Raw genomic sequence first — 26,955 nt, 5'->3', positions numbered from 1 at the left:
GGGCTCGTCCAGGAGCGCGCGCCAGCGCCGCACGGTGCCGGTCAGGCCGCCCTCCATCCGGCCCAGGTGCCAGGCCTGCGCGTACTGGCCGATCACCAGGATGAGATCGAGGTTCGGCAGGCCGGAAAACAGCTCCGTACGCCAGCGCTCGGCGCATTCCCGGCGCGGCGGCCGGTCGCCGCCCTTGGCGTCGAGGCCCGGGAAACAGGAGCCCATCGGCACGATCGCCACCTGCGCGGGGTCGTAGAACCGCGCCTCGTCGAGGCCGAGCCAGCTCCGCAGCCGGACGCCCGACGGGTCGGTGAACGGCATCCCGGTGCGGTGGGCCCGGGTCCCGGGGGCCTGGCTCGCCACGCAGAGCCGCGCGCCGGTGCTGCCCTGCACGATCGGCCGCGGCTCCTGGGGGAGGGGCGGCCCGTAGAGCGAGCTGTCCCGGCACAGGCGGCAGGCGCGCAGGCGCGCGGCAGTGTCTTCGAACGGGGCGTGTGCGGGCATCGTTGCCAAGATGGCGAGCGGCTGCGCAGAAACCAAAAAAAACGGCGCGGTGTCGCGCCGCGCCGTCGTCAGTCGGGTCTCTTACTCAGGTCTCTTGCCTTGGGGGGAAGGCCCCTCCGTCCTACGCCGGGGCCGGGAGGCGCGCCGTGCGATTCGTCACGCGCCCTTCATGCCGGAGAGGTCGAGGGGCAGGGCGCGCAGGCGCTGCCCGGTGGCGGAGAACACCGCGTTGGCGATGGCCGGGGCCAGCACGGGGACGCCCGGCTCGCCGATGCCGGTGGGCGCGGCCTGGCTCGGCACGATATGCACCGCGACCTGCGGCATCTCGCTCATGCGGGTCGGCGCGTAGGCGTCGAAATTGTGCTCCTGCACCTGACCGTCCTTCAGGGTGATGCGGTTGCGCAGCACCGCCGACAGCGCGAAGCCGACCGCGCCCTCGACCTGGGCGCGGATCACGTCCGGATTGACCGGGATTCCGACATCCACCGCCGCCACGATCCGGTTCACCCGGATCCCGGAATCCTGGGCGGTGACGTCGGCCACCATGGCGACGTAGGAACCGAAGGATTCGTGGACCGCGACCCCGAGGCCGCGGCCCTTCTCTTGCGGCTTGTTCTGCGGCTTGTCCGACCAGCCGGCCTTGTCGGCGGCGAGCTTCAGCACGCCCGAGAGCCGCGGCGCCTGCGTCAGCAGCGACAGCCGGTAGGCCACCGGATCGACGTCTGCGGCGTGGGCCAGCTCGTCGATCATCACCTCCATGACGTGCGCCGTGTGGGTGTGGCCGACCGAGCGCCACCACAGGACCGGCACGCCCTCGCGGCCGTTATGGACGCCGAACCGGTAGGCCGGCAGCGCGTAGGGCGTGTCGGAGGCGCCCTCGACGGTGGTCGAGTCGATCCCGTTCTTGACGATCATCGCCTCGAAGGGCGAGCCGATCATGATGGACTTGCCGACCATGACGTGGTCCCAGCCGACCACCGCACCCTTGGCGTCGATGCCGGCCCGGACCTTGTGCAGCACGGTCGGGCGGTAATAGCCGCCGGCCATGTCGTCCTCGCGGGTCCAGACCAGGTGGATGGGAGCCGTCTCGCCGGCGGCCTTGAACACGGTGGCGGCTTCCGCGAGGTAGTCGGCGGTGGGCGTCGCCCGGCGCCCGAAGGACCCGCCGGCCCAGTTGCTGTGGAGCCGGACCCGGTCGGGCGTCACCCCGAGGATCGCCGCCATGGTCGCCTGCTCCACGGTCTGGAACTGGAAGCCGGCATAGACGTCGTAGCCGCCGTCGGCCGCCCGCTCGATCGTGGCGTTCAGGGGCTCCATCGCGGCATGGGCGAGGTACGGGAAGGTGAACTCGGCCTCGATCACCTTGGCGGCGCCGTTCAACGCGGCCTGCGGGTCGCCGCGCTCGGAGGCGGTGAGGCCGGGGCCCTTGGCGCGCTCCCGGTACTCGGCCAGGATCGCGTCCGACGAGCGGGTCTCGGCGGTGCTGTCGTCCCAGGCGACGGTGAGCGCCTCGCGGCCCTTCATGGCCGCCCAGGTGTCCCGGGCGATCACCGCCACGCCGGTGGGGACCTGCACCACGTCGAGCACGCCCACGACCTTCCGGGCCGCGGCGGCGTCGAAGCTCTTCACGGTGGCGCCGAAGCGCGGGGCGCGGGCGACCACGGCGGTGACCTGGTTCGGGCGGCGGATGTCGAGGGAGTAGACCGCCGAGCCGTTGGTCTTGGCCACGGAATCGAGGCGCGGCACCGTCCGGCCGATCAGCGTCCACTCGCTCGGGTCCTTGAGCCGCGGCTCGGACGGGACCGGCAGGGAGGCGGCCGAGGCCGCGAGTTCACCGAACCGGGCCTGCCGGCCCGAGGGTTCGTGGCGGACCACGCCCTCGGCCACCGTGATCTGCGCCACCGGGACCTTCCAGCGGAAGGCCGCCTCGGCCATCAGCATCTCCCGGGCGGCGGCCCCGGCCTTGCGCAGCTGGAACCAGGAATTGGCCACCGCGGTGGAGCCGCCGGTGCCCTGGATCGGGCCCATCAGGCTGTTGTTGTAGAGCGTCGCGTCCGCGGGCGCGAACTCGGTGCGGACCGTCTTCCAGTCGGCGCCGAGCTCATCGGCCAGGATCGTGGCCAGCCCGGTCGTGTTCCCCTGGCCCATGTCGAGGTGCTTGATCACCACCGTGACGGTGTCGTCCGGGGCGATCCGCACGAAGGCGTTGGGTTGGGCCTTGACGCTGGCGAGGTCCGGGCCGGCGGCGGCCCGGGCGGGTTTGGCGTCCAGCCGGAAGGCGACCACGATGGCGCCGGCGCCGGCCAGGAGGCCGCGGCGGCTGGGACGGACGGGGGATGCGTTCGGTCGACGGGCGTTCAGCATGGCGGCGATGCTCCGGTCAGGACCGCGGGGAGGGGCAGAGGGGTCTGCAGAGGGGTCTTCAGGCGAGGTCGCGCGCGGCCTCGTGGATCGCGGCGCGGATGCGCTGATAGGTGCCGCAGCGGCAGATGTTGCCGTCCATGGCGCCGTCGATGTCGGCGTCGGAGGGCTTGGCGTTGCCGGACAGGAGCCCGATCGCCGACATGATCTGTCCGGACTGGCAGTAGCCGCACTGCACGACGTCGAGCTTGCGCCACGCGGCCTGGACGGCCTCGGCCACGCGGCCGGACACGCCCTCGATGGTGGTCACCTGGGCGGTGCCGACATCGCCCACCTTAGTCTGGCACGACCGCACCGGCTGCCCGTCGAGATGGACCGTGCAGGCGCCGCACTGGGCGATGCCGCAGCCGTACTTGGTGCCGGTGGCGTCGAGGCGGTCGCGCAGCACCCACAGCAGGGGCATGTCCGGGTCGGCGTCGACCGTGTGGGTGACCCCGTTGACGGTGAGCATCGGCATGGTCGGCGGCCCTCGATCGACACGCGGGATCCGGGCGCGCGCCGGATCGCGGCGCTTCGGCCCCGCCACGCGGGTCGTTTACCGTAACCGGCCCCGCCTGGCCAACGATGTGTGGCGCCGCACGTCGATCCGGCCGGCCGATCCCCATGGCGCGGACGCCGATGCGTAAGATGCGACCGATGCCGGCAGCCGCTTCTTAAGACATCCGCCCCATCCTGGCGCCGTCGCCCCCCTGCCCAGCTGCCTCGCCGCCGCGTTCGAGCCGAGTTTCAACAATCCCATGTCCGATCTCACCGTCGAGATGGTGCAGCGCGGTCGCGGCCCCTCGACGGAGGAAGCGGCGCGGCGCCTCGGTGTCGCCCGCGAGATCCGCTCGGCGCGCGAGAAGCTGACGTCGCAGACCGGCCTGGAGCGGGCCTTCGACCACGAACTCCTGCGCCATTACGCCCGGTACCGGGCGGGAGCCGGCATTCCGCTGGTGCTGTTCGCCGTCACCCTGGCGACGGCGGCAACCTTCTGGATCGCCCCGGTCGTGGCCGCGCTCTGGGCACTCGGCGTGATCCTGATGGTCACGCTCAACACCACGCTGAGCCGCGGCTTCCTGCGGGCCGACGCGGCCACGATCCCGCTCGCGCGCTGGCGCCGCCGCTTCCTGATCGGCGAGGTCCTGCAGAGCCTGTCGTGGTCGGCGATGATCGGGCTCGGCACCACCGGCGGCTGGACCTTCGCGCTGTTCGGCCTCGTCATCGCGGCCGCGGTCTCGACCATGCTGGCGGCGACGGTGCCGGTGGCGGCGGTCGCCGCCCTGGTGCCGCTGGTGCTCGCCACCGCGTCGCTGGCCGCCTGTTCGAAGGGCATGGAGGCGATGCTGCTGGTGCTGATGGCCGCCGGCGCGCAGCTGTTCTTCCTGGGGCTGGCCCGCCGCCTCTACGCCTCGACGGTGGGCGCCCTGCGTTCCCGGGCCGAGAAGGACGCGGTGTTCGGCGAACTGGAGCAGGCCAAGGCCAATTCCGACGAGGCGCGCCGCCGGGCCGAGGAGGCGAACCTCGCCAAATCGCGTTTCCTCGCCACCATGAGCCACGAGCTGCGCACGCCGCTCAACGCCATCCTGGGCTTCTCGGAGGTGATGAAGAACGAGGTGTTCGGCATCCACACGGCGCCGTCCTACCGGGAATACTCGAACGACATCCACGACAGCGGCATGCACCTGCTGAACCTGATCAACGAAATCCTCGACCTGTCGCGCATCGAGGCCGGCCGCTACGAGCTCAACGAGGAGGCGGTGCAGCTCGCCCACGTGGTCGAGGAATGCCGCCACATGATGGGCCTGCGGGCCAAGACGAAGAACCAGACCTTCCACGACCTGGTCGACGCCTCGCTGCCGCGGCTCTGGGCCGACGAGCGGGCGCTGCGCCAGATCGTGCTCAACCTGCTGTCGAACGCCGTCAAGTTCACGCCGCCGGGCGGCGAGATCTGGCTGAAGGTCGGCTGGACCGCCTCAGGCGGGCAGTACGTCTCGGTGAAGGACAGCGGACCCGGCATCCCCGAGGACGAACTCGGCACCGTGATGTCGTCGTTCGGCCGCGGCTCCCTGGCGATCAAGACCGCCGAGCAGGGCTCGGGGCTCGGCCTGCCGATCGTGAAGGGGCTGGTGGAACTGCACGGCGGCCAGTTCCAGCTGTCCTCGCGGCCGCGTGAGGGCACCGAGGTGATCGTGACCCTGCCGGCCTCGCGGGTGATGGACACCCTGCTGCCCGTCGATGTCGGCGCGGACGCGTTCGTCACGGTGCGGGGCGCGTTCAACCGCGCGGCTTGAACGAAGGGGTTCCCGAAGGGCTCAGCCCTTCGGCGGGGATTCGGGGGCGGAGCCCCTGATCATCGGGCGAAGCCCGGCACCAGGGCTCCGCCCTGGACCCGCAAAAGGTCTCGGACCTTTCGAAACCGGGACCTTACGGGATCTCAGCCACGGCGCGGATGCGGTTCCATTCGGCCTCGGTGACCGGCTGAACCGACAGGCGCGAGTTGTTCACCAACACCATGTCGGCCAGCGCCGGGTCGGCCTTGATCGCGTCCAGCGTCACCGGCCGGGGCAGCGCCGCGACAGCCTTCAGGTCGACCATGCCGAAACGGCCGGTTTCGTCGGTGTGGTCGGGGTAGTAGGGCCGGATCACCGCGACGATGCCGACCACGGCCTTGCCTTCGTTCGAGTGGTAGAAGAAGCCCTGCTCGCCGACCTGCATGGCCATCAGGTGCTTCTTGGCCAGGTGGTTGCGCACGCCGTTCCAGTGGGTGCCGGCCGCGCCGGCCGCGACCTGCTGGTCCCACGACCAGGTCGCGGGCTCGGATTTGAACAGCCAGTACGCCATCACGCCCTCTCTCGCGGGGCCGCCCCGTCGCGGCGGCACGGCCCCCATAGCGCAGCTGTCCCCGGCGCGGACAGGCCCCTCCGGCCCCGGCTCACCGCCCGTTGCGGCCGAGCACGAGCCAGCTGGCGCCCGCGAAGGCCCAGGCGCAGAGCCCGCCATACAGCATGACGCCGTCGACGCCCCGGACCAGCGCCTGCCGGGCGATCGATGCCGCCCCGGCACCGGCGTCGGGCAGCGCCAGATTGCCGGCCGCCACCGTCTCCGCGAGGGCGTCGAGCGCCGCCCCCCTGCGCCAGCGGGGCGAGGCCCGCCCGGACGCCCTGGAGCAGGATGAAACCCATCAGGGCGATGTTGACGGAAAGCGCGATCATCCGCGCGCTCATGTCCATGCCCGCGGCCATCCCGGCGCGCTCCGGCGGCAGGGCGCCCGTGGCGGTGTTGGTCACGGGGGTGTTGGTGAGGCCGAGCCCGGTGCCGGCCAGGAGGCAGCCGGGCAGCAGCGTCAGCCAGCCCGCCTGCGCGCCGGTGGCGGCCGCGCGCATCAGCAGGACGCCGGCGCCGATGGCGAACAGGCCGAGCGGGATGACCACGCCCGGGCCGTGGCGCAGGAGCAGGCGCTCCGACAGGGGCGGCGCGACGGCGACATCCTCGGGCCGGAGCATTTCGGCTGGTTCGCGGCCCCGCATTTCGAGCACCGGGCCGGCGAGACGTTGCGCCTGGCCGCGACCTCGCCCTGCTGCTCCGTGCGGGACGTCGCCATCCAGTTGCTGGACCGGGCCGGGATTCCCTGGACGGAGGTGTTCGTCGGCGGCACCGCGGCGATCAGCGCGGCCCTGTCGGCGGGGCTGGCGGTCTCGGCCTTCCCGCGCCGGCTCGCCCCGGCCGACGTGATCGACGTCGCCGACGCGCTGGGGCTACCGCCGATCCCCGCACTCGCCCTGGTGCTGCACTCGTCCCTCACCGATCCGCGCAGCAAGGACGCGCTGCGGGCGATCACGGCGGCGTTCCGGGAGCACCGGCGGGGTTAGGGCGTTCGCACGACGACTTGAGGGTTTCCAAAGGGCTCCGCCCTTTGGCGGGGTTCGGGGGCGGAGCCCCTGAGACACCTTTCAGGCGACCAGGGCTCCGCCCTGGACCCGCAAAAGGTCCCGACCTTTTGAAACCCTAATCCGACTCGCCGCGCAGCGGCCGGGCGAGCAGGCCGGCGATCACGTCCTCGACGCCGGCCCGGCCCGTCACGATCGCCGCGACGGCCTGCGCCACCGGCATGTCGATCGCCCGGGCCGCCGCCAGGCCGGCCAGGGCCGCGGCCGTGAAGGCGCCCTCGGCGAGCTTGCCGCCGGACGCCGCCTCCGGGCTCGCCCCGGCGCCGAGCCGCTGCCCGAAGGCGAAGTTGCGCGATTGCGGCGAGGAGGCGGTGAGCACCAGATCGCCGAGGCCGGAAAGGCCCATCAGGGTCTCGGGCCGGCCTCCGAACGCCCGGGCGAAGCGCATCAGCTCGGCGAAGGCGCGGGCGATCAGGGCCGCCCGGGCGCTCTCGCCGAGGCCCCGGCCCGCCACGATCCCGCAGGCGATGGCCAGCACGTTCTTGCCGGCGCCGCCGATCTCGACGCCGCGCACGTCGTCGGTGTGGTAGAGCCGGAAGCTCGGCCCCGAGAGCAATGCACTCAACGACGCGGCGAGCCCGGGATCCGTCGCCGCCAGGGTGACGGCCGTGGGAAGGCCGCGGGCGACGTCGGCCGCGAAGCTCGGGCCGGACAGGACAGCGACCGGCGTTCCCGGCGGCAGGACCCCTTCGGCGACCGCGCTCAGGAAGCTGTCGCTGCCGCGCTCGATCCCCTTGGCGCAGAGGATCACCGGCCCGGCCGAGGCGAGGGGACCGCGCAGGGTCTCCAGCACGCCGCGCACGGTCTGGGCCGGCACGACCAGCAGGGTCGCCCGGGCGCCGGCGAGTTGTTCGGATTGCCCTGTCACCACGATCCGGTCGTGGAGCGGCACGCCCGGCAGGTAGCGCGGGTTCTCCCGCGCGGCCTGCAGCCTGGCGGCGGCCTCCGGGTCGCGCAGCCAGAGCGAGACCGGGTGCCCGGCGGCCGCGGCCGCGTTGGCCAGCGCCGTGCCCCAGGCGCCGCCGCCGACGACGTTGATGGGTGCGCTCATGCCGAAACCCCCGCCTGTTCAAGCCGATAGAGGATGTGGCTGCGCAGCGGCCCCTCCGGCACCGCCGGATGCGCGAACGTCTCCGCCCGCACCATGCCGAGGCGCTCCATCACCGCCAACGAGCGCCGATTGCCGGACGCGGTGTACGCCACGACCGACCGGATGCCGCAGCGCCCGGCGAGGTCGGCCAGCGTCAGCCGCGCCGCCCGGGTTGCGAGGCCGTGGCCCCAGGCATCCCGGGCGAGGCGCCAGCCGATCTCGATGGTCGCGCCGACCCGCTCGCCCCCCGGGAACGGCATGGCCCGCATGATCCGGAACGCCCCGACGAAGCCGACGAACCGGCCGTCCCGCTCCAGGGCCCAAGGGCCGAACCCATCTGCCACGAAGCGCCGGTCATAGCTGCTCGCCTCGGCGGCGCTCTCTGCCTCGGTCCGGGGCCGGGGGAAGAATTCCATCACCGCCGGATCGGCGTTGAGCGCCGCGAACGGGGTCGTGTCGGCCGGACGCCAGCGGCGCAGGAGCAGGTCGCCGTCCTGAAGGCCGTCCGGCATTGGGGCCGTCGCAATCTCGCTGCGCCGGAGCTTCCCGCGCCGGATCTTGCCGCGCCGGATCTTGCCGCGCCGGATCTTGCCGCGCCGGATCTTGCCGCGCCGGATCTTGCCGCGCCAAGCCAGGGAACGCCGGTTCAGCAGGGCGAGGTCGGCGGTGCCGGCCAGCACCGCCTCCCCGAGGGCGATCGCGTGCTCAAGGCCGTCGGCCGGCATGTTGGCGTGGGCGGGCGCCGCCACGCTGTCGCGCCAGGGGCCGCCGCAGGCATTGTCCAGGAGGATGCGGGCGAAGCAATGATCGAGGCGCACCGGCCAGCCGGGCCGGGCGGCCTCGGGCAGGCGGCGCGCGACGAGATCCCGCCACTGCGCGCGCCGGTCCGCGCCGGTGCTCATCCGGCCGGGACCGCGTCCCGGGCCGGGTCGACGGCCAGCGGCCAGCGGGGGCGGGCCGGCGCGGTCAGGTCGTCGACGAGCCCGAGCCGCAGGCGCTCCAGCCCGGCCCAGGCGATCATGGCGCCGTTGTCGCCGCAGAGCGGCAGGGGCGGGGCGACGAAGCCGAGGCCCGCCTCGCCGGCCAAAGCCGCCAAAGCGCGACGGATCGCGCCGTTGGCCGAGACGCCGCCTGCCGCCACCAGGGCGGTGGGCCGGCCGGCGACGCCCGAGAAGGCGCGCAGGGCGACCCGGGCGCGGTCCACCACCACGTCGACCACGGCGGCCTGGAAGCTCGCGCACAGGTCGGCGACGTCGCGCTCGGCCAGCGGGGCGATCCGCTCGGCCTCGATCCGCAGGGCGGTCTTGAGACCCGACAGGGAGAAATCCGCCTCGCGCCGGCCCAGCATCGGCCGGGGCAGGGCGAAGCGCTCGGGGTCGCCCGATTCGGCCATGCGCTCGACCTCGGGGCCGCCGGGGTAGCCGAGGCCCAGCAGCTTGGCGACCTTGTCGAAGGCCTCGCCGATGGCGTCGTCCACCGTGGAGCCGAGGCGCACATAGTCGCCGACCCCGCGCACGGCGACGAGCTGGGTGTGGCCGCCCGAGGCCAGCAGCAGGAGATACGGGAAGGGCAGGTTGTCGGTCAGCCGCGCGGTGAGCGCGTGGGCCTCAAGGTGGTTGACCGCGAGCAGCGGCTTGCGGGTCACCAGGGCCAGGGTCTTGGCGGTGACGAGGCCGACCAGCACGCCGCCGATCAGCCCGGGCCCGGCCGCCACCGCGATCCCGTCGAGGTCGGAAAAGCCGATCCCGGCCCGGTCGAGGGCGCGGGCGATCAGCCGGTCGAGCACCTCGACATGGGCCCGGGCGGCGATCTCGGGCACGACGCCGCCGTAGGCGGCGTGCTCGGCGATCTGGCTCAGGATCTCGTTGGCGCGGATCTGCGCGGCCCCGTCCTCATCCACGGACACCACGGCGGCGGCGGTCTCGTCGCAGGTGGTCTCGATGCCGAGCACGGTCTTCACGGGCCACTCCCTAGGGTCATCGGACCTGCAGGCCCCGCCCGGGAGCCCGCCGGGCCGGCGTAATCCGGGCACCGGGCGAGCGCAATGACCGCCCGGCGCCCCATGGCAGGCTCAGTCGACCGCGATCATCACGTCGGAGGCCTTCACCACGGCGTAGGCCGGGCCGCCGGCCACGAGCTTGAGGGCATCGACCGCCTCGTTGGTGATCGCGGCGGTGACCACCTGGCCGGGGCTGATCTCGATCTTCACGTGGGCGGTGGTCGAGCCCTTGTCGACCGAGACCACGGTGCCCTTGAGGACGTTGCGCGCGCTGATCTTCATGCTGTCGTGCTCCGAAGCTCACTCGGCCGAATCGGGCCGCATCCGGCGCGTGTCCTACAGCATGGCGCGGGTCGGCGCGACCACCCGGGGGCGGGGGGACAGGTCCGTCACGCGCTCGCAGCCAGGACGGATTGCCGCTCGAACAGGGCGCGGTAGGCCCCGCCCGGGCGGCGCATCAGGTCGGCGTGGGGGCCATCCTCGACGATGCGGCCGTGGTCGAACACGAGGATGCGGTCGAGCGCCTGCACGGTCGAGAGCCGGTGCGCGATCACGAGCGCGGTGCGGCCGTGCATCAGCCGCGCCATCGCCTCCTGCACCAGGGCCTCGGATTCCGAATCGAGGCTCGAGGTCGCCTCGTCGAGGATCAGGATCGGCGCATCCGCCAGGAAGGCGCGGGCCAGCGCCACCCGCTGGCGCTCGCCGCCCGAGAGCTTGACCCCGCGCTCGCCGACCAGGGTGGCGTAGCCATCGGGCAGCCGGGCGATGAAGGCGTGCGCGTTGGCGAGCCGGGCCGCCCGCTCGATCGCCTGCGCCGAGGCGCCGGGCCGGGCATACGCGATGTTCTCGGCGAGCGAGCGGTGGAACAGCACCGGCTCCTGGGGCACGATCGCGACCTGCGCCCGCAGGCTGTCCTGGCTCGCCGCCGCCACGTCCTGCCCGTCGATGGTCACGCGCCCGCCCGAGACGTCGTAGAGCCGCTGGATCAGCTTGACGAAGGTGGTCTTGCCCGAGCCCGAGCGGCCGACCAGCCCGACCCGCTGGCCCGCCGGGATCGTCACCGACAGCCCGTCGTAGAGCGGATGCCCGTGGGCGCCGTAGTGGAAGCGCACGGCCTCGAAGCGGATCGTCCCGCCCGCGACCGCGAGCGGGGCCGCCCCCGGCCGGTCGGCGACGCCGAGGGGCTCGTCCGCCAGCGCGACCAGTTCCTCCATCTCGTTGACCGCCCGCTGCAGGTGGTTGATGTGGCCGCCGATGTCGCGCAGGTAGCCGTGCACCACGAAGGTGGTGGTGAGCACGTAGGCGACGTCGCCCGGGCTCGCCTCCCCGCGCCACCACAGCCACAGGGCGGTGGCCACGATCGCGGTGCGCAGGGCGAGCAGCAGCCCGAGCTGGCCGGTGCCGCTCCACGTGATGATCATCCAGGTGCGGTGCGTGCGCCGCTGCCACCTGGCCAGGAGCCGGCCGAGGCGCGCCTCCTCCCGGGCCTCCGCGCCAAAGGCCTTGACCACGGCGTTGTTGCCGATCGCGTCGCTGAGGGCGCCGCCGAGCCGCGTGTCGAGGGCGTTCGAGAGCGCGGAGGCGGGGGCGATGACCCGGGTCGCCAGGAGCGCGGTGGCGCCGACATAGGCGGCGGCGCCCAGCGCCACCACGGCGCCGAGGGCCGGCCAGTGCAGGCCGAGCACGAGGGCGGTGCCGAGCAGCACCACCAGGGCGGGCAGCAGCGCCAGCAGCAGCGTGTCGTTGAGCCCGTCGAGGGCCCACATGCCGCGCGAGATCTTTCTCACGGTGGAGCCCGAGAAGGTGTTGGCGTGCCACTCGGTCGAGAAGCGCTGGACCCGGGCGAAGCCGTCCCGGGCCATATCGCTCATGGTGTGGAGGGTGAGCGGCACCACCAGGCTCCAGGCGACGTGCCGCAGCAGCGCGGTGGCGAGGCCCAGCGCCGTCATCGCCAGGAAGGCGGGCAGCGCCGCCTCCAGCGCCGCCTGCCGCTCGGGCCCGGTGAGCGCGTCGACCAGCCGGCCGGCATAGAGCGGCAGCAGCACCTCCGCGAAGGTCGCCAGGGTGATCGCGCCGGAGAGGCCGGCCACGAGGGGCCAGCGCCGGCGCCAGCCGCGGACGACGAAGGCGAGCACGCGGCGGACCGCGCCCACCCGCCGGGGAGGGGACAGGGACATGTACAAGCCCGACGCGTCGGCGTCGGCTCCGGGAAACGCCGGCCCGGCATCGGATGCGACGCGGGCGGGCGCGGTCAGACGGGGGAGAGGCTCGGGGACGCCGGGGCCGTGAGGCCGGGCGCCAGCGGTCGGCGGCTAGCCGATCCGCGCGCGGGCTCGGACGATCCCTGCGGGGCGGACGGCATAGACGATGCTCATGCGGTCTCCTCCCTCATGCGAGCGCGACAGTGCCGAGGCTAGGGGAACCGGAAACGATTCGCAACGGCGGAAGACCGCACGTCGAGATGACGGTTGAAGCGCGATCGGAACGGCTGGTGAGGGTGGGAAGCGGCGAGACCGATTTCGGTCGCCAAATGCTTCAAGCGGACATCAACATCGTCCGCTCAGCAGGATCTCGGCGACTTCGGGCACGTCTCGGGTCGCCCGCTCGCACAGTCCGGCAAGATCCGCACCTGAGAAGGCGTGCATGTAAAGGGGGTGGAGGGCCATCTCGACGAACCGTGCCGCCAGCGGTGTTGCATCCGTCACCGCCGCGTTGGAGCCGTCCGTCGCCAAGCACTGCGCGATGCAGCGGACGCATCCGCCAAAGCCGATCCGGAACCCCTCGCGACCGAGTTCGGGAAACGCCTTCGCCTCGGCGATGGTGAGGCGCATCAGGGCGATGCTCTCCTCGGCCAGGGTTAGGTTGGCGAGTTCGATCCCGACCTGGACGAGGCGTTCCTTGGGCGTCCCGTTCGTCGGGACGATGGCCATTCGGGCCTGTAGTTCGTCGACGTAGCGCAGCACCACCGCCGAGAAGAGCGCCTCCTTGGTCGGAAAGCGCGCGTACAGCGTCGTCTTCCCGGTGTGGGCGAGATCGGCGATCTGATCGACTGTCGTGCGGCCAAACCCCTGCTCCAGGAACAGGGACGAGGCGACGGTGATGATGCGTTCCTCGATCTGTCCGGCCTGGTCAGCGCGCGGGCGTCCACGGCGCGGGCGGTCCGGTGCCGAAGGGACGGGGGTACGCTTGCCGGATTGGTCCAAGATCGGAACCGATTTTGCTGGGGGACGCATGCACCAAAGGTGGTGCGTTCGAACGGCCAAGCCAAGTCGTCCCACACGGCCGTCCACCTGAGATGGCGAGCGGCGACCGACCTGCGCGAGGGGGCGGAGCGCCGGCCGGTCGCCGTCATCACATGGCCGGTGGCCCCGTGATCCCTGTCGCCGTCGGGCTAAGCGGCCTGCTTGCCGACCGCGGCCTCGGCGGCCTTTGCGTAACGCTCTTCCAGCGCCTTGCTCTCCTGGCCAAGGCGCTCGAACTCCTCGGCCTGCTTGGAGAGGCAAAGTGCCTTTGCGTAAATCACGTGGCACTGGAAGGCGGTGGCCACGTAGGTGAGGCCCGCTCGGGCACCGAAGGCGATGGCGACGTCGCGTGTCTCGTCGTCCTGGGCAGCCTTGACAGACATCTCCGTGCCTTCGGCGATGCCGGCCTGGATACGGTCCTTGAAGTCGTTCGGCTGGGTGTCGAGCTCCTTCAGGAAGCCGATCATCGCCTGCTGCTGGCGGCCGCACAGCGCCGCGCCCTCTGCGGCCAGCTTCTTGAACGCGGGATCGGTGAACTGCCCCTCGGCCTGGGAGGCTGCCGTCTTGCCCTGCTCGGAAGCCGAACGGTAGGCCTGGAGGCCGGCGATGTACCAGGTCTTGATCGTGTCGTGGGACATTCGGATTGCCTGTCTGTTGCGCCGTACGGCCAGCCACGTCCGAAGGTGGGGCGGTCCGAAGGCGATGCCCGGAGCATTAATAGGACGATATCGTCCTATTATGGGAAGTCGCAGTTCGGCCCATGGTTCCTGGCCGGTTCCGATTTTTGATCTTGGCCTTCAGCCGGCGACGGCGTCGTTGAGGTAGTCCACCAGGGGCTGGGCCGCCTTGAAGGTCTCAACGACCACGTCGAGGGCGTCCTCGCCCTGGAGCTGCTTGTTCGTCAGCTTCCGGTTGGCGCAGAACCCCTTCATGCGCAAATATTCGATGGCCGGGTGGTCGGGATCGTATCCCTGGGGCGCACGCTTGAGCTCGCCCGGGCTCGTCAGCCCTTCGGGGAACATCGCCTTCATCTCGCGGGACCCGACGACGCCGGTCCACTTCGGCAGCGACGCCGCGATCCGCTTGCGGATGTGGTCGAGCGCCTTCGGCTCGGTCGTGAAGATGCCCCCGCCCGCATAGCAGCCGCCCGGCTCGACATGGAGGTAGTAAGAGGCCGACCCCTGGTAGTCGCCGACGCTGTTGAGCATCACGAACAGGTCGGTCTTGTAGGGCGGCTTGCCCTTGGCGAAGCGCATGTCCCGGTTGATGCGGGTCACGCACTTCGTCGGCTCGGCGTTCGCCTTCTTCACCTTGGGATCGAAGCGGGACGCCGCGTCGATCAGGTGGCCTGCCACGTCGACGAGGTTGGATTTCGCGCGCTCGTAGTCGTCACGATGCTCCTCGAACCATTCCTTGTCGTTGTGGGCCGCGATGCCCTTCAGGAAGTCGAAGGTGTGCTTCTCGATCATCTGGGGGCATTCCTTTCGCCGAAGTCGAACGATGGGGTTTCGTGGACCGGACGCGCCCCGAGCGCTGGGGACTTCGCGCGCCAAGCCGCGCGGGCTGCGCGAGCGGCGGCCAGGTGATCGACCAGGGGCGGCGGCAGGGGCGATGCGGGATGCAGCCATGGCTCGTGGGCGAACCCGGCCGGAAGGCTGGTCAGCTCGGGCAACCAGGCGCGGACGTAGCTCTCGTCGGGGTCGAGGTCGCGGCCTTGCTTGACCGGGTTCAGGATGCGCGGCCCGCGATCCTGATTGACCCGGCCGTCGTTGATCGCGACCTGAAGCCAGGTGATGCCGGGCTCGTAGTCGTCGAACATCTCCGCCAGGACCGTCCCGACCTCGAACGGAGGCAAGCCCAGGAGCTGCACCGCATAGGACGCGGCCAGCTGGCGAAGGCGGAAATTGATCCAGCCGGTCGCCTTCAGCTCGCGCATGGCCGCATCAGGCATGGGGATGCCGGTGCATCCGTCCCGCCAGGCTTCGACCCTGTGCCGCATCTCCGGCGTGATCGGGAGCGGACGCAGATCGTCCTCATAGCGGGAAAAGGTCGTCAGGAAGCCGGGACGGTAGCGGACGCGCCCCTTGAAGGCGCCGAAGGATTTCCCCGCGACCGAACGGGCCTGGCCCGGGTTCGCGCGGTGCCAGGCGCGTTCCGCCGCCTCGGTTTCGACCCTCGCCCTGTCGCTGGACAACGTGCCCGCCGCGAAGTGGGTCGAAAGCAGGCTGGTGCTCAGCCGATCTCGGCCCGGCACCCACATGCCGGCCAGGTAATCCCGCTCCGGCAGGCCCCTCAGGAAGGCCCGCAGCAAGGCTATCGGGTGATCGTCCGGCAGCGCCCCCGGTGCGATCTCGGCCGCATCGGATAGGAACGGCGCGTCGGGCCTGGCCCCTCCCGTTCCCTTGCGACGGATCATCTCGCCGTTGACGGTCACCAGCGGGATGCCGACCGCCGCCAACTCGTCCGTCCATTGCCTGTGATGGGCAAGCTCGGCGGCCATGCCATCGGCGGCGTTGCGGATGACCACGGTACATCCATGCCGCCGACAAGCCGCCGCAACGGACGTATCGTCACCAGGGCCACGCACCTCGAAAGGTATGCCTTTGGCCAAGAACTGCGCCTCAAGTCGCGCCTCGGCTGCCTCCTCAAGAGTGCGCCGATGCGGAGTCCGCCTGGGTCGCCCCCGCGCCTCCGGGGCGATGCGCAGCACCGCCATGCCTCCGTAGCCGGTGGTGGCCCGCCGGAGGGCAAGATTGTCCTCAAGCCTCAGATCCTCGGCAAGCCAGAGAAGGACCCTGCAATCGGAGTGTCGGACGGGCGTAGCATGCATCGGAAAGAAATAGGACGATGGCGTACTATTTCAATATCAGGGTCGCAGGTAGGATGCGGAGCGTCCGCTTCTTGGCCAAAAGCTAAAGTCCGCTTCCTGTCCCAAGCCGAAGTGGCCGGACGGCCGACGGACGACCGCTTATGGGAAGCGCTGTTGACGAGTTTGGCGGCTGGGTTGGGTCGAAACCAGCCCCTCCAAAAGGCGCCTCTCTCGTGATCCGCGACAGCTTGCCGGCGACGGGTGCCCCGCTGTCGGGCTGCATCGTCGGGCGTGAGCCCGGACCCGGCTTTGCCATCCCCGAATCCCGCCCGCCACCGGGACAAAACGCTAATCCGGCTCGCCCTCCGGATCGGCCTCAGGCTCCTCCTCGGGGATCGGCGCGGCGCCCCAGGCGGTGAGCGCCGCGTTGAGGTCGTCGAGGACGAAGTGCCGGGCGCTGTCGCGGTCGTAGCCCTCGCCCAGAAGGTCGTCGTAATCGGTGAAGACGTGGCGGGCATAGGCCACCAGGGCGAGGCGCGCGGCGGTCCCGGGGGCGGCTCCGCGCAGGCCGGCGCTCGCCAGCGCCCGGTCCAGGACGGCGTCGGACTCGAAGGCGGGCAGGCGCGGGGCGATGTGGGCCAGCGCCTCGGCCACGGCCGCGCGGCGGTTCAGGGGCGAGGACGAGGTCGAGCACAAGTGGATCTTCTCCGGGATGCGCGCAGGGCCGCCTGCGGCCCGGGCACCATGATTTCGCCGCCGCGGCCGGCTAGGGGGCTGGCCGCCGGTGCGGATACCGGCTCGGGGTGCGCACGCGCATCACGACAAAGGCTTAGCGCCGCATCCAATTGCAACGTGCTCCGGTGCAGCCCTAATGTCATCGGCAGGTGAGGCGGGGCACACAGACAACCCGCCGTCGGGGAGATCAGGTCCATGGCAACGATCCGTCACGCGGTGATCCTGGGCGTGCTGCTCGGGGCGGCGCCGGCCCTGGCCCAGAGCCCGGCGGCCCCGGACGGGTCCCGGGTCGGCCGCAGGATCACCGCCACCGGGCAGACCAAGCCGCCGAGCCCCGCCGCCACGGGTACGGCCCGGCCGGTGAACGAGGTCGCCATGATCAAGGCGCAGAAGGCCGCGGAAGCCCGCTCGAAGGCGTGGGACAGCAAGATGCGCCACACGATGGGCACGATCTGCAACGGCTGCTGAGCCGGATACGAAAAGGGGCCGCCCCTGCGGGCAGCCCCTTCTTTCGCAAGTCCACGGTCCCGAACCGCACCCCGCCGCCGACTCGGCCGCGGGGTGCGATCCCGGGAGACTCAGCGGGAGTAGAACTCGATGACGAGGTTCGGCTCCATCTGCACCGGGTAGGGCACCTCGGACAGGCTGGGGATGCGGGTGACGCGGGCGGTCATCTTGGCGTGATCGGCCTCGATGTAGTCCGGCACGTCACGCTCGGGGAGCTGGGTCGCCACGATGACGATCTCGAGCTGGCGGGAGGATTCCTTGACCTCGATGAGGTCGCCGGCCTTCACCTGATAGCTCGGGATGTTCACCCGGATCCCGTTGACCTTGACGTGGCCGTGGTTGACGAACTGGCGGGCCGCGAACGGGGTCGCCACGAACTTCGCGCGGTACACCACGGCGTCGAGGCGACGCTCGAGCAGGCCGACCAGGTTCTCGCCGGAATCGCCGCGCAGGCGGATCGCCTCGGCGTAGTAGCGGCGGAACTGCTTCTCGGTGATGTTGCCGTAATAGCCCTTGAGCTTCTGCTTGGCGCGCAGCTGCGTGCCGAAGTCGCTCATCTTGCCCTTGCGGCGCTGGCCGTGCTGGCCCGGGCCGTACTCGCGGCGGTTGACGGGGCTCTTCGGGCGGCCCCAGATGTTCTGGCCCATGCGGCGGTCGAGCTTGTGCTTCGCCTGAATCCGCTTTGACATATGTTTCGCGTCCTCTCGTGACCGAGATTGAGGAACGCGCCCTCCTTTTCCCGGACCCTCAAGGCCGGGACGACAGGGCGGGATGATCCCGCCCACGGGTGCGCGTGAAAACGCGACGGGGCCCCGTGCGGAGCCCCATCGACGGCCGGGTCTTTAGGGGATGGGCCGGCCCGGGTCAACCACAGGCGGACTTTCGGAATGGCGGCGACGATGCGGATCAGGCAGGCAGAGGCGGCGGACGCGGCGGCGATCCGGGGTGTGGTGGACGCGGCCTACGCCAAATGGATCCCGCTGATCGGCCGCCTGCCGACGCCGATGCGGGCCGATTACGCGAAGTCTGTGCAGGATCACCGCTTCGACCTTCTGCAGATCGACGAAGAACTGGCCGCCCTGATCGAGACCACGCGAAGGGACGACGAAGGGAACGGCCACCTGCTGGTCGTCAACGTCGCGGTCCACCCGTCTTTCCAGGGCCGGGGCTTCGGGACGACGCTGCTCACCCGCGCGGATACGATCGCCGCCGGGGCCGGCCTGACGCGGCTGCGGCTCTACACGAACAAGAAATACACGGCGAACCTGCGCCTCTACGGATCGCTGGGCTACGAAGTGGAGCGCGAGGAGCCGTATGACGGACCGGGCCGGACCCTGGACGACGACATCACGGTACACATGGTGAAGGCGATCGCTCCGTAACCGGCCTGAACCCGCGATGCCGTCATCCGATGGCAGCGTCGCGGGCGTTAGAAGGGCCGCATGTCCCGCTCGGAACGCCTGTTCGACCTGCTCCACGCCCTGCGCAGCCACCGGCGGCCCGTCAGCGGGCGCGTGCTGGCCGGGGAGACCGGCGTCAGCCTGCGCACCCTGTACCGGGACATCGCGAGCCTTCAGGCGATGGGGGCCGCCATCGAGGGGGAGCCCGGGGTCGGATACGTGCTGAGGCCGGGCTTCCTGCTGCCGCCGCTGATGTTCAGCCCGGAGGAGATCGAAGCGCTGGTCCTGGGATCGCGCTGGGTCGCCGATCGCGCGGATGACCGGCTGAGCAGCGCGGCCCGGAGCGCACTCGCCCGGATCGGCGCGGTCCTGCCCGACGACCTGCGCGAGACCTTCGCGGGTTCGGCGCTGCTGGTCGGCCCCGGCACCGCGGCCCCAGCCGACGCGGTCGACCCCGCCCTGCTGCGCAGGGCGATCCGGACCGAGCGCAAGCTGACACTGCGCTACCGCGACGGGACGGGCGCGGCCTCGGAGCGGGTGGTGTGGCCGTTCGCCCTCGCATTCTTCGACGCCGCCCGGATCCTGGTGGGCTGGTGCGAGCTGCGCCAGGGCTTCCGGCACTTCCGCACCGACCGGACCGCCGAAGCCCAGCTGAGCGACGCGCGCTATCCGCGGCGCCGGCAGGCCCTGCTCAAGGACTGGCGACGCACCGAGGGGATCATAGACCCCGCCGCTTGATGCTGCCGGAAACTGGCAGGGGCGCTGGATATCGAGGTCGCGCATCCACCGACAGGAGCGACCGATGGCCGAACCCAGCAACATCCTTCTCTACGTCACAGACCCGGAGGCCAGCGCGCGCCTCTACGCGACCCTCCTGGACCGAGAACCGGTCGAGGCGAGCCCGACCTTCGTGCTGTTCGCGCTGCCCTCGGGCCTGGCGCTGAGCCTGTGGGCGCGAAGCGGAGTGGTGCCGGCCCCCACGCAAGCGGGCGGCGGAGGCGAAATCGGCTTCCGGGTGCACGGGGCCGCGCGCGTGGACGCGCTCCACGACGCCTGGCGGGCGAAGGGCGCCGAGATCGTCCTGGCACCGACGGATCTCGATTTCGGCCGCAGCTTCGTCGCCGTCGATCCGGACGGGCATCGCCTGCGGGTCTATGCGCGAACCGAGGATCAATGAGCGACCTTCGGCGTGAATGCTGCGCGGAGCCCTGCTATCGGGCTCCGCCCCGATACCCCGCCAAAGGGCTGAGCCCTTTGGAAACCCGGATCGGTCAGGTCACCACGCTCGGCTCGGCCCGGCCGGTGCGGGGCTCGATCTCCGCGACGGCGCGGGCCGCCGCCACGACCGGGGCCAGCACCTCGGAGACGGGCAGGTCGAGCCGGGTCGGATCGGCCTCGTAGCGCTCCAGATAGACCCGGAGCGTCGCCCCGGCGGTGCCGGTGCCCGAGAGACGGAAGACCACGCGGGCATCCTCGGCGAAGCCGATGCGGATACCCTGGTGCTCGGTGAGCGAGCCGTCGACGGGATCGCGGTAGGCGAACTCGTCGGCCGTCGAGACCGTGAGGTCGCCGAGCCGCGTGCCCGGCAGACCGGCGAGCTTTTCCCGGAGCGCATCCATCAGGCCGTTGGCGGCGTCGGAATCCACCTCCTCGTAGTCGTGGCGGGCGTAGTAGTCGCGGCCGTGGGTGCGCCAATGCGCCCGCACCAGCGCGTCGGCGCGCTCGCCGGTGGCGGCCAGGATGTTGAGCCAGAGCAGCACCGCCCACAGCCCGTCCTTCTCGCGCACGTGGTTCGAGCCGGTGCCGGCGCTCTCCTCGCCGCACAGGGTGATCAGGCCGGCATCGAGAAGATTCCCAAAGAACTTCCAGCCGGTGGGCGTCTCGTAGGCCTGGATGCCCAGAGCCGCCGCGACCCGGTCGGCGGCGCGGCTCGTGGGCATCGAGCGGGCGATGCCGGCGAGCCCACCCGCGTAGCCCGGCGCCCGGTGGGCGTGGGCGGCAAGGAGCGCGAGGCTGTCGCTCGGCGTCACGAACAGGCCCGGGGCCACGATCATGTTGCGGTCGCCGTCGCCGTCGGACGCCGCGCCGAAATCGGGGGCGTCCGCCCCCTGCATCAGGTCGAACAGGTCGTGGCAATGGACCGGGTTCGGATCCGGGTGATGGCCACCGAAATCTTCTTTTGGAATGGCGTTGACGACCGTCCCCCGAGGCGCGCCGAGCATGCCTTCGAGGATGGCGACCGCGTAGGGGCCGGTCACCGCGCTCATCGCGTCGAACCGCATGCGGAAGCCGGAGGCGAACAGGCGCGACACGGCGTCGAAGTCGATCAGCGTGCGCATCAGTTCGGCGTAGTCGGCCACCGGGTCGATGATCGCGACCGTCATGGCGCCGAGCCGGATCTCGCCCAGGGTGTCGAGGTCGAGATCCGGCGCCTCGACCAGGCTGTAGCGGGTGAGCGCCTTGGCCCGTTCGAAGATCGCGTTGGTCATGGTCTCGGGCGCGGGACCGCCGTTGGCGGCATTGAACTTGATGCCGAAATCGCCGTCCGGCCCGCCCGGGTTGTGGCTCGCCGACAAGATGATGCCGCCGATCGCCTGGGCCTTGCGGATCACGCAGGAGGCGGCCGGGGTCGAGAGCAGGCCGCCGCGTCCGACCAGCACCCGGCCGAACCCGTTGCCGGCGGCGAGCCGCAGCGTCTTCTGCACCACCTCGCGGTTGAGGAAACGCCCGTCACCGCCGAGCACCAGGGTCGCGCCCGCCTTGTCGGGCAGGGTGTCGAAGATCGCCTGGACGAAGTTCTCGACGTAGTTCGGCTGCCGGAACACGGGCACCTTCTTGCGCAAGCCGGAGGTGCCCGGCTTCTGATCGGGGAAGGGCGTGGTGGCGACGGTCGTCGGGGTCGTCATGGGCGGGCGTCTCCCGGGTTCTCCCGCCTCAATGCCCGCGCGGAGGCGCGGCGTCACCCGCGTCGGCGACAGAGGCGGGGGTTTTTTCACGCGCTTTCGCCGGATCGGGCAACGGAACCCGCCTCCTGTCCGCCGGCGGCCGCTCCGGACCGTTGCGCCGATCGACACCCGTCGGTTGAATCACCGGAGCCGCCGAACAAGGCGGGCCGGAGGAAACCATGGCGGACAGAGTGGTGCAGAAGGATCCGAACGGGGCGCGGCCGGGCAGGGGCCTGGCCCGACGCCAGCTGGTCGGGGCGCTCGCCGCCGGGGTGGCGGTCGCGGGCTCACCGGCCCCGTCGGCGGCCGCGCCCGCGAGCCGGCTGCAGACGGAGGAATTCCGGCTGCCGTGGAGCGAGCCGGGCGTCGAGATCTACGTCCGCAACAAGCGCCCTGCCGGGATCGACCGGTTTCCGGGCGACCGGATCCTGCTCTACGTGCACGGATCCACCTACCCGTCGTCCACGGCCTTCGACCTGCCGCTGGGCGGCATGTCGGCCATGGACTACCTCGCGGGCCTCGGCTTCGACGTCTACCTCGTGGATCTGCCGGGCTACGGCCTGTCCGGACGCCCGGCCGCGATGGACGCGCCGCCGGCCGACAACCCGCCGCTCATGCGCACGCAGGACGCCGCAAAGGTGGTGGGGCAGGTCGTGGACTTCATCACCAAGAGGCGCGGGGTCGAGAAGATCGACCTGATGGGCTGGTCCTGGGGGACTTCCACCATGGGCCTCTACACCAGCACCCACAACGATCGGGTCAACCGGCTCGTCCTGTACGCGCCGCAATGGCTGGCGCGCACGCCGGGCCTGATCGGCGGCGGCGGCCCGGTGGGGGCCTATCGCAGCGTGAGCCGGGACAGCGCCCGGACGCGCTGGCTGACCGGCGTCCCCGAGGACAAGAAGTCCGACCTGATCCCGGCGGGCTGGTTCGACCAATGGGCCGACGCGACCTTCGCCACCGATCCGGTCGGCGCGAAGCAAGCGCCGCCGGTCCTGCGCGCCCCGAACGGCACGGTCGCCGACAAGGACGCCTACTGGGCGGCCGGCAAACCGCTCTACGACCCGGGCGACATCCGCGTGCCGGTGCTGATCATCCACGCCGAGTGGGACGCGGACCTGCCGAGCTACCAGGCACAGGAGTATTTCGCCAAGCTCACCCACGCCCCCTACAAGCGCTTCGTCGAGCTGGGGGAGGGCACCCATACGGTGATGATGGAGAAGAACCGCATGCAATTCCTCCACGCGGTCGGAGCCTTCCTCACGGAGGCGGACCCGACCGCGCTGAACTGAGCGGCGTCCCGTCTCCCCGCGTTCGGGGAGACGGGCCCCGATCTACTCCGCGGCCTGACGCGCCGCGTAGCCCAACCGCTCGTTCAGCGCGCGGATCAGCTTGACCGCGGCTTCGGCGATCACCGTACCGGGCGGGAAGATCGCCGAGGCGCCGGCCGCCACTAGGGCATCGTAGTCGCCCGGCGGGATCACGCCGCCGATGGCGATCATCACGTCGTCGCGGCCCTGCTCGGTGAGCGCCGCCTTCAGCTCCGGCACCAGGGTGAGGTGCCCGGCGGCGAGCGACGAGACGCCGACGATGTGCACGTCGTTCTCCACCGCCTGCCGGGCGGCCTCGTCCGGGGTGGCGAAGAGCGGTCCGATATCCACGTCGAAGCCGAGATCGGCGAACGCCGAGGCGATGACCTTCTGGCCACGGTCGTGCCCGTCCTGGCCCATCTTGGCGACCAGGATGCGCGGCCGGCGGCCGTCATTCTCCTCGAACGCCTCGACCAGCGCCCGGACTTCCTCGACCACTGGCGACATGCCCCCCACCTCGCGCTTGTAGACGCCGGAGATCGAGCGGATCTCGGCGCGGTGCCGGCCCCAGGCCTTCTCCAGGGCCTCGGAAATCTCACCCACGGTGGCCTTGGCGCGGGCCGCGTCCACGGCCAGAGCCAGCAGGTTCTCGTTCGTGTCGGCGGCGTTGGTCAGCGCCTCGAGCCGGGCCGTGACCGCCGCCTCGTCGCGCTCCGAGCGCAGCCGCTTGAGCTTGTCGATCTGGAGGCGGCGGACATTGCCGTTGTCGACCCGCAGGAGGTCGATCGCCATGTCGTCGTCGGACTTGAACTTGTTGATGCCCACGATGGTCTGGCGGCCGGAATCGATCCGTGCCTGCGCCCGGGCCGCGGCCTCCTCGATCCGCAGCTTGGGGATGCCGGCCTCGATCGCCTTGGCCATGCCGCCGAGCTGGTCGACCTCGCGGATATGCTCCCAGGCCCGGGCCACGATGTCGGCGGTCAGCTTCTCCACGTAGTAGGAGCCGCCCCACGGATCGGCGATCCGGGTGGTGCCGCTCTCCTGCTGCAGGAACAGCTGGGTGTTGCGGGCGATCCGGGCGGAGAAGTCGGTGGGGAGCGCCAGCGCCTCGTCCAGAGCGTTGGTGTGCAGCGACTGCGTGCCGCCCTGCGTCGCCGCCATCGCCTCGATGTTGGTGCGGGTGACGTTGTTGAACACGTCCTGGGCGGTGAGCGACCACCCGGAGGTCTGCGAGTGGGTGCGCAGCGCCAGCGACTTCTCGGACTTCGGATCGAACCCCTTGACCAGCTTCGCCCAGATCAGGCGCGCGGCCCGCATCTTGGCGATCTCCATGAAGAAGTTGGTCGAGATCGCCCAGAAGAACGACAGGCGCGGGGCGAACTGGTCGATGGTCAGGCCAGCCGCGAGCCCGGCCTTGATGTACTCGACGCCGTCGGCCAGCGTGTAGGCGAGCTCAAGGTCGTTCGTCGCCCCGGCCTCCTGCATGTGGTAGCCGGAGATCGAGATCGAGTTGAACTTCGGCATATTCTTGGACGTATACGCAAAGATATCGGAAATAATCCGCATCGATCCCTTGGGGGGATAGATATACGTGTTGCGGACCATGAACTCCTTGAGGATGTCGTTCTGGATCGTACCGGCGAGTTTCTGGGGCGGCACGCCCTGCTCCTCGGCGGCGACGATGTAGAGCGCGAGGATCGGCAGCACCGCGCCGTTCATCGTCATCGACACCGTCATCTCGTCGAGCGGGATGCCGGAGAACAGCGTCCGCATGTCGTAGATCGAGTCGATCGCCACCCCGGCCATGCCGACATCGCCCGAGACCCGGGGGTGGTCGGAATCGTAGCCGCGGTGCGTGGCGAGATCGAAGGCCACCGACAGGCCCTTCTGCCCGGCCGCGAGGTTGCGCCGATAGAACGCGTTCGAATCCTCGGCCGTGGAGAAGCCGGCATATTGCCGGATCGTCCAGGGCTGGGTCACGTACATGGTCGGGTAGGGGCCGCGCAGGAACGGCGCGATGCCGGGATAGGTGTCGAGGAACTCCAGGCCCTCCCGGTCCTCCGGCCCGTACCGGCCCTTCACCGGAATGCCCTCCGGGGTCATCCAGGGCTCGGGCAGCGTGGGCGATGCCACCGCAAGCGGCTCGCCGACCCAAGACATCTCGGCGAAGTTCGGAATGCGGGTGGTCATGTGGGTGACTCGTTGTGGCGTTTGTCACCCTATTATAGACGCCCCCGGAAACCGGGCTACTCCCCTCCAGGTCTAGACGTCCGCCGGCCGCGCAGGATGTAGATCGCTGCACCGGCCAGCATCAGCGCCATCCCGTACCAGGTCAGCGCATAGACGAGGTGGCTGTTCGGGAAGGCGATCACCGTGAGCCCGCCCACCGGCAGGCCGCCGGAATTGGGCGCCGCGTCGGCGTCGACGAAGTAGGGGGCGACGTCGGTCAGGCCTTTTGCCGCCGCGATGGCGGCCACGTCGCGCGAATACCAGCGCCCATCCTTCGGGTCGTTCGACCGCAGGAACGCGCCACCGGGCTCGGTCAGTCGCAGGAGGCCGGTCACCCGCGCATCCCCCGCCACCTGACCGGCCAGCCGGGTCGCGGGATCCCGGTTCGGCCCCGGCACGAAGCCGCGGTTGACCAGCACGAGGGTGCCGTCGGGCCGGCGGAGCGGCGTCAGCACCCAGAAGCCGCCGCCCCGCTCGGTGACGGCCTGGACCAGCGTCTCCCGGTCGTGGAGGAAGGTGCCGGACAGCCGGACATGCCGGTAGGCGTCGTCGGGGCCGACCCGTGGCCATTCGGCTGGGCCGGGAGCCGGCACCGCCGGGGCGTGGACCCGGGTATCGACCCGGGCGATCAGGTCGAGCTTCCAGGCCCGGCGCTGGACCTGCCACGTCCCGAGCCCGACGAGGACGACGAACACGAAGGCGGCGGCCGCGCCGAACACGAAGCGCCGCGCGAACGAAAGCGGGGCCGGGGAGGGGCCCGGACCGGAGCCCCCCGCCGACCCCGAGGGGATCACGTCCGCACGCCCGCTCAGCGGGCGTTGTTCATGACGTCGTGGGCATCCATCGGCATCATGTTGTGGTTGAGGTGGTACATCACCCAGACCGAGCCCGCGAGCATGATCACCACCACCATGATGGTGAAGATCAGGGCCAGGAAGGTCCAGCCGCCCTCGGACTTGGTGTTCATGTGCAGGAAGTAGATGACATGCACGACCATCTGCACGCCGCCCAGCGCCAGGATCACCAGGGTGGTGACGAGGCTGTTGTCGAGCACGTTGCCCATCACCAGCCAGAACGGGATCACCGTCAGGATGACCGACAGGACGAAGCCGGTGATGTAGCTGCCGAAGCTGCCGTGCCCGCCCTCGCTGTGGGCGTGGGCGTCATGGGTATCCGGACCGTGACCGGTCAGGTGGTGCGCGTCGGCGCTCATTCGAGCACTCCCATCAGGTAGACGACCGTGAACACCCCGATCCAGATCAGGTCGAGGAAGTGCCAGAACATCGACAGGCACATCAGGCGCCGCTTGTTCTCGACGATCAGGCCGTGCTTGCGCAGCTGAACCAGCAGCACGACCAGCCAGAGGATGCCGACCGAGACGTGCAGGCCGTGCGTCGCCACCAGGGTGTAGAACGACGACAGGAAGGCGCTGCGCCAGGGCGGCGCGCCCTCATGGAACAGGTGGACGAACTCCCGGATCTCCAGGGCCACGAAGGCCACGCCGAACAGGCCGGTGATCGCGAGCCAGATCTGCGTCGGCTTGATCCGGTCCCGGTCCATCTCCAGCATGGCGAAGCCGTAGGTGATGGACGAGAACAGCAGCATCGCGGTGTTCACCGCGATGCCCGGCAAGTCGAACAGCTCCTTGGGAGTCGGCCCGGCCGCGTAGCTGCGGCCGAGCACGCCGTAGGTCGCGAACAGGGTCGCGAAGATGAGGCAGTCGCTCATCAGGTAGAGCCAGAACCCGAGCATCGTCGAGCCCTCGGAGTGATGGCCCTCCTCGTCGGTCTGGTAGAAGACCGGCGCCGCAGCGCCGGGGGGTGCAGTCTCCGCGTGCATCATCG

28 protein-coding genes are annotated in these 26,955 nt (G+C 70.9%); 7 read left to right on the top strand and 21 right to left on the bottom strand.

Going from position 1 to position 26,955, the window contains the following annotated elements; translation table 11 throughout:
* From FV242_RS09655 to FV242_RS09645, 3 genes are all read right to left on the bottom strand, one after another.
* The coding region (locus tag FV242_RS09655) for a uracil-DNA glycosylase family protein (protein ID WP_147938758.1) at positions 1–495 on the bottom strand (495 nt) is incomplete at its 3' end.
* A 156-nt stretch (positions 496–651) separates the two neighbouring features.
* The gene (locus FV242_RS09650) at positions 652–2,859 is read right to left on the bottom strand and encodes a xanthine dehydrogenase family protein molybdopterin-binding subunit (RefSeq protein ID WP_147938757.1); all 2,208 of its coding nucleotides are present in this window, start codon (positions 2,857–2,859) and stop codon (positions 652–654) included.
* Between the two features lie 58 nt (positions 2,860–2,917).
* Entirely contained in the window at positions 2,918–3,373 is a 456-nt protein-coding gene (locus FV242_RS09645) for a (2Fe-2S)-binding protein (protein WP_147938756.1), read from the bottom strand.
* Between the two features lie 280 nt (positions 3,374–3,653).
* On the opposite strand from FV242_RS09645, the gene FV242_RS09640 reads away from it, so the two are divergent.
* Positions 3,654–5,189 carry a sensor histidine kinase KdpD gene (locus FV242_RS09640; protein ID WP_147908430.1) on the top strand — a complete coding sequence of 512 codons (1,536 nt, stop codon included), beginning with the start codon at positions 3,654–3,656 and terminating at the stop codon, positions 5,187–5,189.
* A gap of 133 nt (positions 5,190–5,322) precedes the next feature.
* Here FV242_RS09640 and FV242_RS09635 read toward each other — a convergent pair whose 3' ends face one another.
* Positions 5,323–5,739: an EVE domain-containing protein gene (locus tag FV242_RS09635; RefSeq protein WP_147938761.1), complete on the bottom strand. Its 417-nt coding sequence runs from the start codon at positions 5,737–5,739 to the stop codon at positions 5,323–5,325.
* Positions 5,740–5,830: 91 nt separating this feature from the next.
* Positions 5,831–5,995 (bottom strand): hypothetical protein, encoded by a 165-nt coding sequence (locus FV242_RS34460; protein ID WP_187278376.1) that lies wholly within the window; start codon positions 5,993–5,995, stop codon positions 5,831–5,833.
* On the opposite strand from FV242_RS34460, the gene FV242_RS35390 reads away from it, so the two are divergent.
* The gene (locus FV242_RS35390; RefSeq protein ID WP_246692650.1) at positions 5,982–6,767 is read left to right on the top strand and encodes a hypothetical protein; all 786 of its coding nucleotides are present in this window, start codon (positions 5,982–5,984) and stop codon (positions 6,765–6,767) included. The genes FV242_RS34460 and FV242_RS35390 overlap by 14 nt on opposite strands.
* 136 nt (positions 6,768–6,903) lie before the next feature.
* On the opposite strand, the gene FV242_RS09620 is transcribed toward FV242_RS35390, so the two are convergent.
* From FV242_RS09620 to FV242_RS09575, 10 genes are all read right to left on the bottom strand, one after another.
* Entirely contained in the window at positions 6,904–7,896 is a 993-nt protein-coding gene (locus FV242_RS09620; RefSeq protein WP_147938755.1) for an NAD(P)H-dependent glycerol-3-phosphate dehydrogenase, read from the bottom strand.
* On the bottom strand, positions 7,893–8,837 hold the full coding sequence (locus FV242_RS09615; RefSeq protein WP_147938754.1) for a GNAT family N-acetyltransferase: 945 nt from the start codon (positions 8,835–8,837) through the stop codon (positions 7,893–7,895). The genes FV242_RS09620 and FV242_RS09615 overlap by 4 nt, the downstream gene beginning before the upstream one ends.
* Positions 8,834–9,895 carry a tRNA (adenosine(37)-N6)-threonylcarbamoyltransferase complex transferase subunit TsaD gene (gene tsaD / locus FV242_RS09610; protein WP_147908433.1) on the bottom strand — a complete coding sequence of 354 codons (1,062 nt, stop codon included), beginning with the start codon at positions 9,893–9,895 and terminating at the stop codon, positions 8,834–8,836. Before tsaD ends, FV242_RS09615 begins: the two co-directional genes overlap by 4 nt.
* 111 nt (positions 9,896–10,006) lie before the next feature.
* Complete coding sequence (locus tag FV242_RS09605) at positions 10,007–10,216, bottom strand: molybdopterin-binding protein (RefSeq protein WP_147908434.1); 210 nt, start codon at positions 10,214–10,216, stop codon at positions 10,007–10,009.
* A 107-nt stretch (positions 10,217–10,323) separates the two neighbouring features.
* Positions 10,324–12,111: an ABC transporter ATP-binding protein gene (locus FV242_RS09600; protein ID WP_147938753.1), complete on the bottom strand. Its 1,788-nt coding sequence runs from the start codon at positions 12,109–12,111 to the stop codon at positions 10,324–10,326.
* A 369-nt stretch (positions 12,112–12,480) separates the two neighbouring features.
* Positions 12,481–13,137, bottom strand: coding sequence for a TetR/AcrR family transcriptional regulator (locus FV242_RS09595; RefSeq protein WP_187278375.1), 657 nt, complete (start codon positions 13,135–13,137; stop codon positions 12,481–12,483).
* A gap of 188 nt (positions 13,138–13,325) precedes the next feature.
* The gene (locus FV242_RS09590; RefSeq protein WP_147938751.1) at positions 13,326–13,814 is read right to left on the bottom strand and encodes a DUF892 family protein; all 489 of its coding nucleotides are present in this window, start codon (positions 13,812–13,814) and stop codon (positions 13,326–13,328) included.
* A 159-nt stretch (positions 13,815–13,973) separates the two neighbouring features.
* Complete coding sequence (locus FV242_RS09585) at positions 13,974–14,645, bottom strand: DUF2461 domain-containing protein (RefSeq protein ID WP_187278374.1); 672 nt, start codon at positions 14,643–14,645, stop codon at positions 13,974–13,976.
* Positions 14,642–16,006 (bottom strand): FAD-binding domain-containing protein, encoded by a 1,365-nt coding sequence (locus tag FV242_RS09580; RefSeq protein ID WP_147938749.1) that lies wholly within the window; start codon positions 16,004–16,006, stop codon positions 14,642–14,644. Before FV242_RS09580 ends, FV242_RS09585 begins: the two co-directional genes overlap by 4 nt.
* A 327-nt stretch (positions 16,007–16,333) precedes the next feature.
* Positions 16,334–16,681 (bottom strand): DUF2293 domain-containing protein, encoded by a 348-nt coding sequence (locus tag FV242_RS09575; RefSeq protein WP_246692649.1) that lies wholly within the window; start codon positions 16,679–16,681, stop codon positions 16,334–16,336.
* A gap of 234 nt (positions 16,682–16,915) precedes the next feature.
* Between FV242_RS09575 and FV242_RS09570 the strand changes: the two genes are divergently transcribed.
* The gene (locus tag FV242_RS09570) at positions 16,916–17,188 is read left to right on the top strand and encodes a hypothetical protein (protein ID WP_147907217.1); all 273 of its coding nucleotides are present in this window, start codon (positions 16,916–16,918) and stop codon (positions 17,186–17,188) included.
* Positions 17,189–17,298: 110 nt separating this feature from the next.
* Here the strand turns inward: FV242_RS09570 and rpsD are convergent, their stop codons facing one another.
* Positions 17,299–17,916: a 30S ribosomal protein S4 gene (rpsD, locus tag FV242_RS09565; protein WP_058190956.1), complete on the bottom strand. Its 618-nt coding sequence runs from the start codon at positions 17,914–17,916 to the stop codon at positions 17,299–17,301.
* A 198-nt stretch (positions 17,917–18,114) separates the two neighbouring features.
* Here rpsD and FV242_RS09560 point away from each other — a divergent pair, with 198 nt between their 5' ends.
* The 3 genes from FV242_RS09560 to FV242_RS09550 all read left to right on the top strand — a co-directional run bounded on the left by FV242_RS09560 (position 18,115) and on the right by FV242_RS09550 (position 19,804).
* Positions 18,115–18,609, top strand: coding sequence for an N-acetyltransferase (locus tag FV242_RS09560; RefSeq protein WP_147907218.1), 495 nt, complete (start codon positions 18,115–18,117; stop codon positions 18,607–18,609).
* Positions 18,610–18,669: 60 nt separating this feature from the next.
* Complete coding sequence (locus tag FV242_RS09555) at positions 18,670–19,365, top strand: YafY family protein (RefSeq protein ID WP_147938747.1); 696 nt, start codon at positions 18,670–18,672, stop codon at positions 19,363–19,365.
* 64 nt (positions 19,366–19,429) lie between these two features.
* Positions 19,430–19,804 carry a VOC family protein gene (locus FV242_RS09550; protein ID WP_147938746.1) on the top strand — a complete coding sequence of 125 codons (375 nt, stop codon included), beginning with the start codon at positions 19,430–19,432 and terminating at the stop codon, positions 19,802–19,804.
* A gap of 94 nt (positions 19,805–19,898) precedes the next feature.
* On the opposite strand, the gene FV242_RS09545 is transcribed toward FV242_RS09550, so the two are convergent.
* Entirely contained in the window at positions 19,899–21,533 is a 1,635-nt protein-coding gene (locus tag FV242_RS09545) for an alpha-D-glucose phosphate-specific phosphoglucomutase (RefSeq protein WP_147938745.1), read from the bottom strand.
* Between the two features lie 218 nt (positions 21,534–21,751).
* On the opposite strand from FV242_RS09545, the gene FV242_RS09540 reads away from it, so the two are divergent.
* Entirely contained in the window at positions 21,752–22,864 is a 1,113-nt protein-coding gene (locus FV242_RS09540) for an alpha/beta hydrolase (protein ID WP_147938744.1), read from the top strand.
* Positions 22,865–22,906: 42 nt separating this feature from the next.
* Here FV242_RS09540 and scpA read toward each other — a convergent pair whose 3' ends face one another.
* Genes scpA through cyoC form a run of 4 tightly spaced genes read right to left on the bottom strand, consistent with a single transcriptional unit; the run spans position 22,907 to position 26,953 of the window.
* Positions 22,907–25,072, bottom strand: coding sequence for a methylmalonyl-CoA mutase (gene scpA / locus FV242_RS09535; protein WP_147907223.1), 2,166 nt, complete (start codon positions 25,070–25,072; stop codon positions 22,907–22,909).
* A gap of 56 nt (positions 25,073–25,128) precedes the next feature.
* The gene (locus FV242_RS09530) at positions 25,129–25,905 is read right to left on the bottom strand and encodes an SURF1 family protein (protein WP_147938743.1); all 777 of its coding nucleotides are present in this window, start codon (positions 25,903–25,905) and stop codon (positions 25,129–25,131) included.
* A 14-nt stretch (positions 25,906–25,919) separates the two neighbouring features.
* Positions 25,920–26,324, bottom strand: a complete 405-nt coding sequence (gene cyoD, locus FV242_RS09525; RefSeq protein WP_147907225.1) for a cytochrome o ubiquinol oxidase subunit IV — start codon at positions 26,322–26,324, stop codon at positions 25,920–25,922.
* Complete coding sequence (gene cyoC, locus FV242_RS09520; protein ID WP_147907226.1) at positions 26,321–26,953, bottom strand: cytochrome o ubiquinol oxidase subunit III; 633 nt, start codon at positions 26,951–26,953, stop codon at positions 26,321–26,323. The genes cyoD and cyoC overlap by 4 nt, the downstream gene beginning before the upstream one ends.
* Positions 26,954–26,955 lie beyond the last annotated feature (2 nt).

Origin of the sequence: Methylobacterium sp. WL64 (genome assembly GCF_008039945.1) — a bacterium.
GTDB lineage: Bacteria > Pseudomonadota > Alphaproteobacteria > Rhizobiales > Beijerinckiaceae > Methylobacterium.
This window is presented reverse-complemented; position numbering and strand designations above follow the sequence as displayed.

Bases quoted from the DNA above. Each gene is read 5' to 3' on its own strand.
- FV242_RS09650 (WP_147938757.1), bottom strand. From the start codon at position 2,859: ATGCTGAACGCCCGTCGACCGAACGCATCCCCCGTCCGTCCCAGCCGC.
- FV242_RS09645 (WP_147938756.1), bottom strand. From the start codon at position 3,373: ATGCCGATGCTCACCGTCAACGGGGTCACCCACACGGTCGACGCCGAC.
- FV242_RS09640 (WP_147908430.1), top strand. From the start codon at position 3,654: ATGTCCGATCTCACCGTCGAGATGGTGCAGCGCGGTCGCGGCCCCTCG.
- FV242_RS09635 (WP_147938761.1), bottom strand. From the start codon at position 5,739: ATGGCGTACTGGCTGTTCAAATCCGAGCCCGCGACCTGGTCGTGGGAC.
- FV242_RS09620 (WP_147938755.1), bottom strand. From the start codon at position 7,896: ATGAGCGCACCCATCAACGTCGTCGGCGGCGGCGCCTGGGGCACGGCG.
- FV242_RS09615 (WP_147938754.1), bottom strand. From the start codon at position 8,837: ATGAGCACCGGCGCGGACCGGCGCGCGCAGTGGCGGGATCTCGTCGCG.
- FV242_RS09605 (WP_147908434.1), bottom strand. From the start codon at position 10,216: ATGAAGATCAGCGCGCGCAACGTCCTCAAGGGCACCGTGGTCTCGGTC.
- FV242_RS09600 (WP_147938753.1), bottom strand. From the start codon at position 12,111: ATGTCCCTGTCCCCTCCCCGGCGGGTGGGCGCGGTCCGCCGCGTGCTC.
- FV242_RS09590 (WP_147938751.1), bottom strand. From the start codon at position 13,814: ATGTCCCACGACACGATCAAGACCTGGTACATCGCCGGCCTCCAGGCC.
- FV242_RS09585 (WP_187278374.1), bottom strand. From the start codon at position 14,645: ATGATCGAGAAGCACACCTTCGACTTCCTGAAGGGCATCGCGGCCCAC.
- FV242_RS09580 (WP_147938749.1), bottom strand. From the start codon at position 16,006: ATGCATGCTACGCCCGTCCGACACTCCGATTGCAGGGTCCTTCTCTGG.
- FV242_RS09570 (WP_147907217.1), top strand. From the start codon at position 16,916: ATGGCAACGATCCGTCACGCGGTGATCCTGGGCGTGCTGCTCGGGGCG.
- rpsD (WP_058190956.1), bottom strand. From the start codon at position 17,916: ATGTCAAAGCGGATTCAGGCGAAGCACAAGCTCGACCGCCGCATGGGC.
- FV242_RS09560 (WP_147907218.1), top strand. From the start codon at position 18,115: ATGGCGGCGACGATGCGGATCAGGCAGGCAGAGGCGGCGGACGCGGCG.
- FV242_RS09555 (WP_147938747.1), top strand. From the start codon at position 18,670: ATGTCCCGCTCGGAACGCCTGTTCGACCTGCTCCACGCCCTGCGCAGC.
- FV242_RS09550 (WP_147938746.1), top strand. From the start codon at position 19,430: ATGGCCGAACCCAGCAACATCCTTCTCTACGTCACAGACCCGGAGGCC.
- FV242_RS09545 (WP_147938745.1), bottom strand. From the start codon at position 21,533: ATGACGACCCCGACGACCGTCGCCACCACGCCCTTCCCCGATCAGAAG.
- FV242_RS09540 (WP_147938744.1), top strand. From the start codon at position 21,752: ATGGCGGACAGAGTGGTGCAGAAGGATCCGAACGGGGCGCGGCCGGGC.
- scpA (WP_147907223.1), bottom strand. From the start codon at position 25,072: ATGACCACCCGCATTCCGAACTTCGCCGAGATGTCTTGGGTCGGCGAG.
- cyoD (WP_147907225.1), bottom strand. From the start codon at position 26,324: ATGAGCGCCGACGCGCACCACCTGACCGGTCACGGTCCGGATACCCAT.
- cyoC (WP_147907226.1), bottom strand. From the start codon at position 26,953: ATGATGCACGCGGAGACTGCACCCCCCGGCGCTGCGGCGCCGGTCTTC.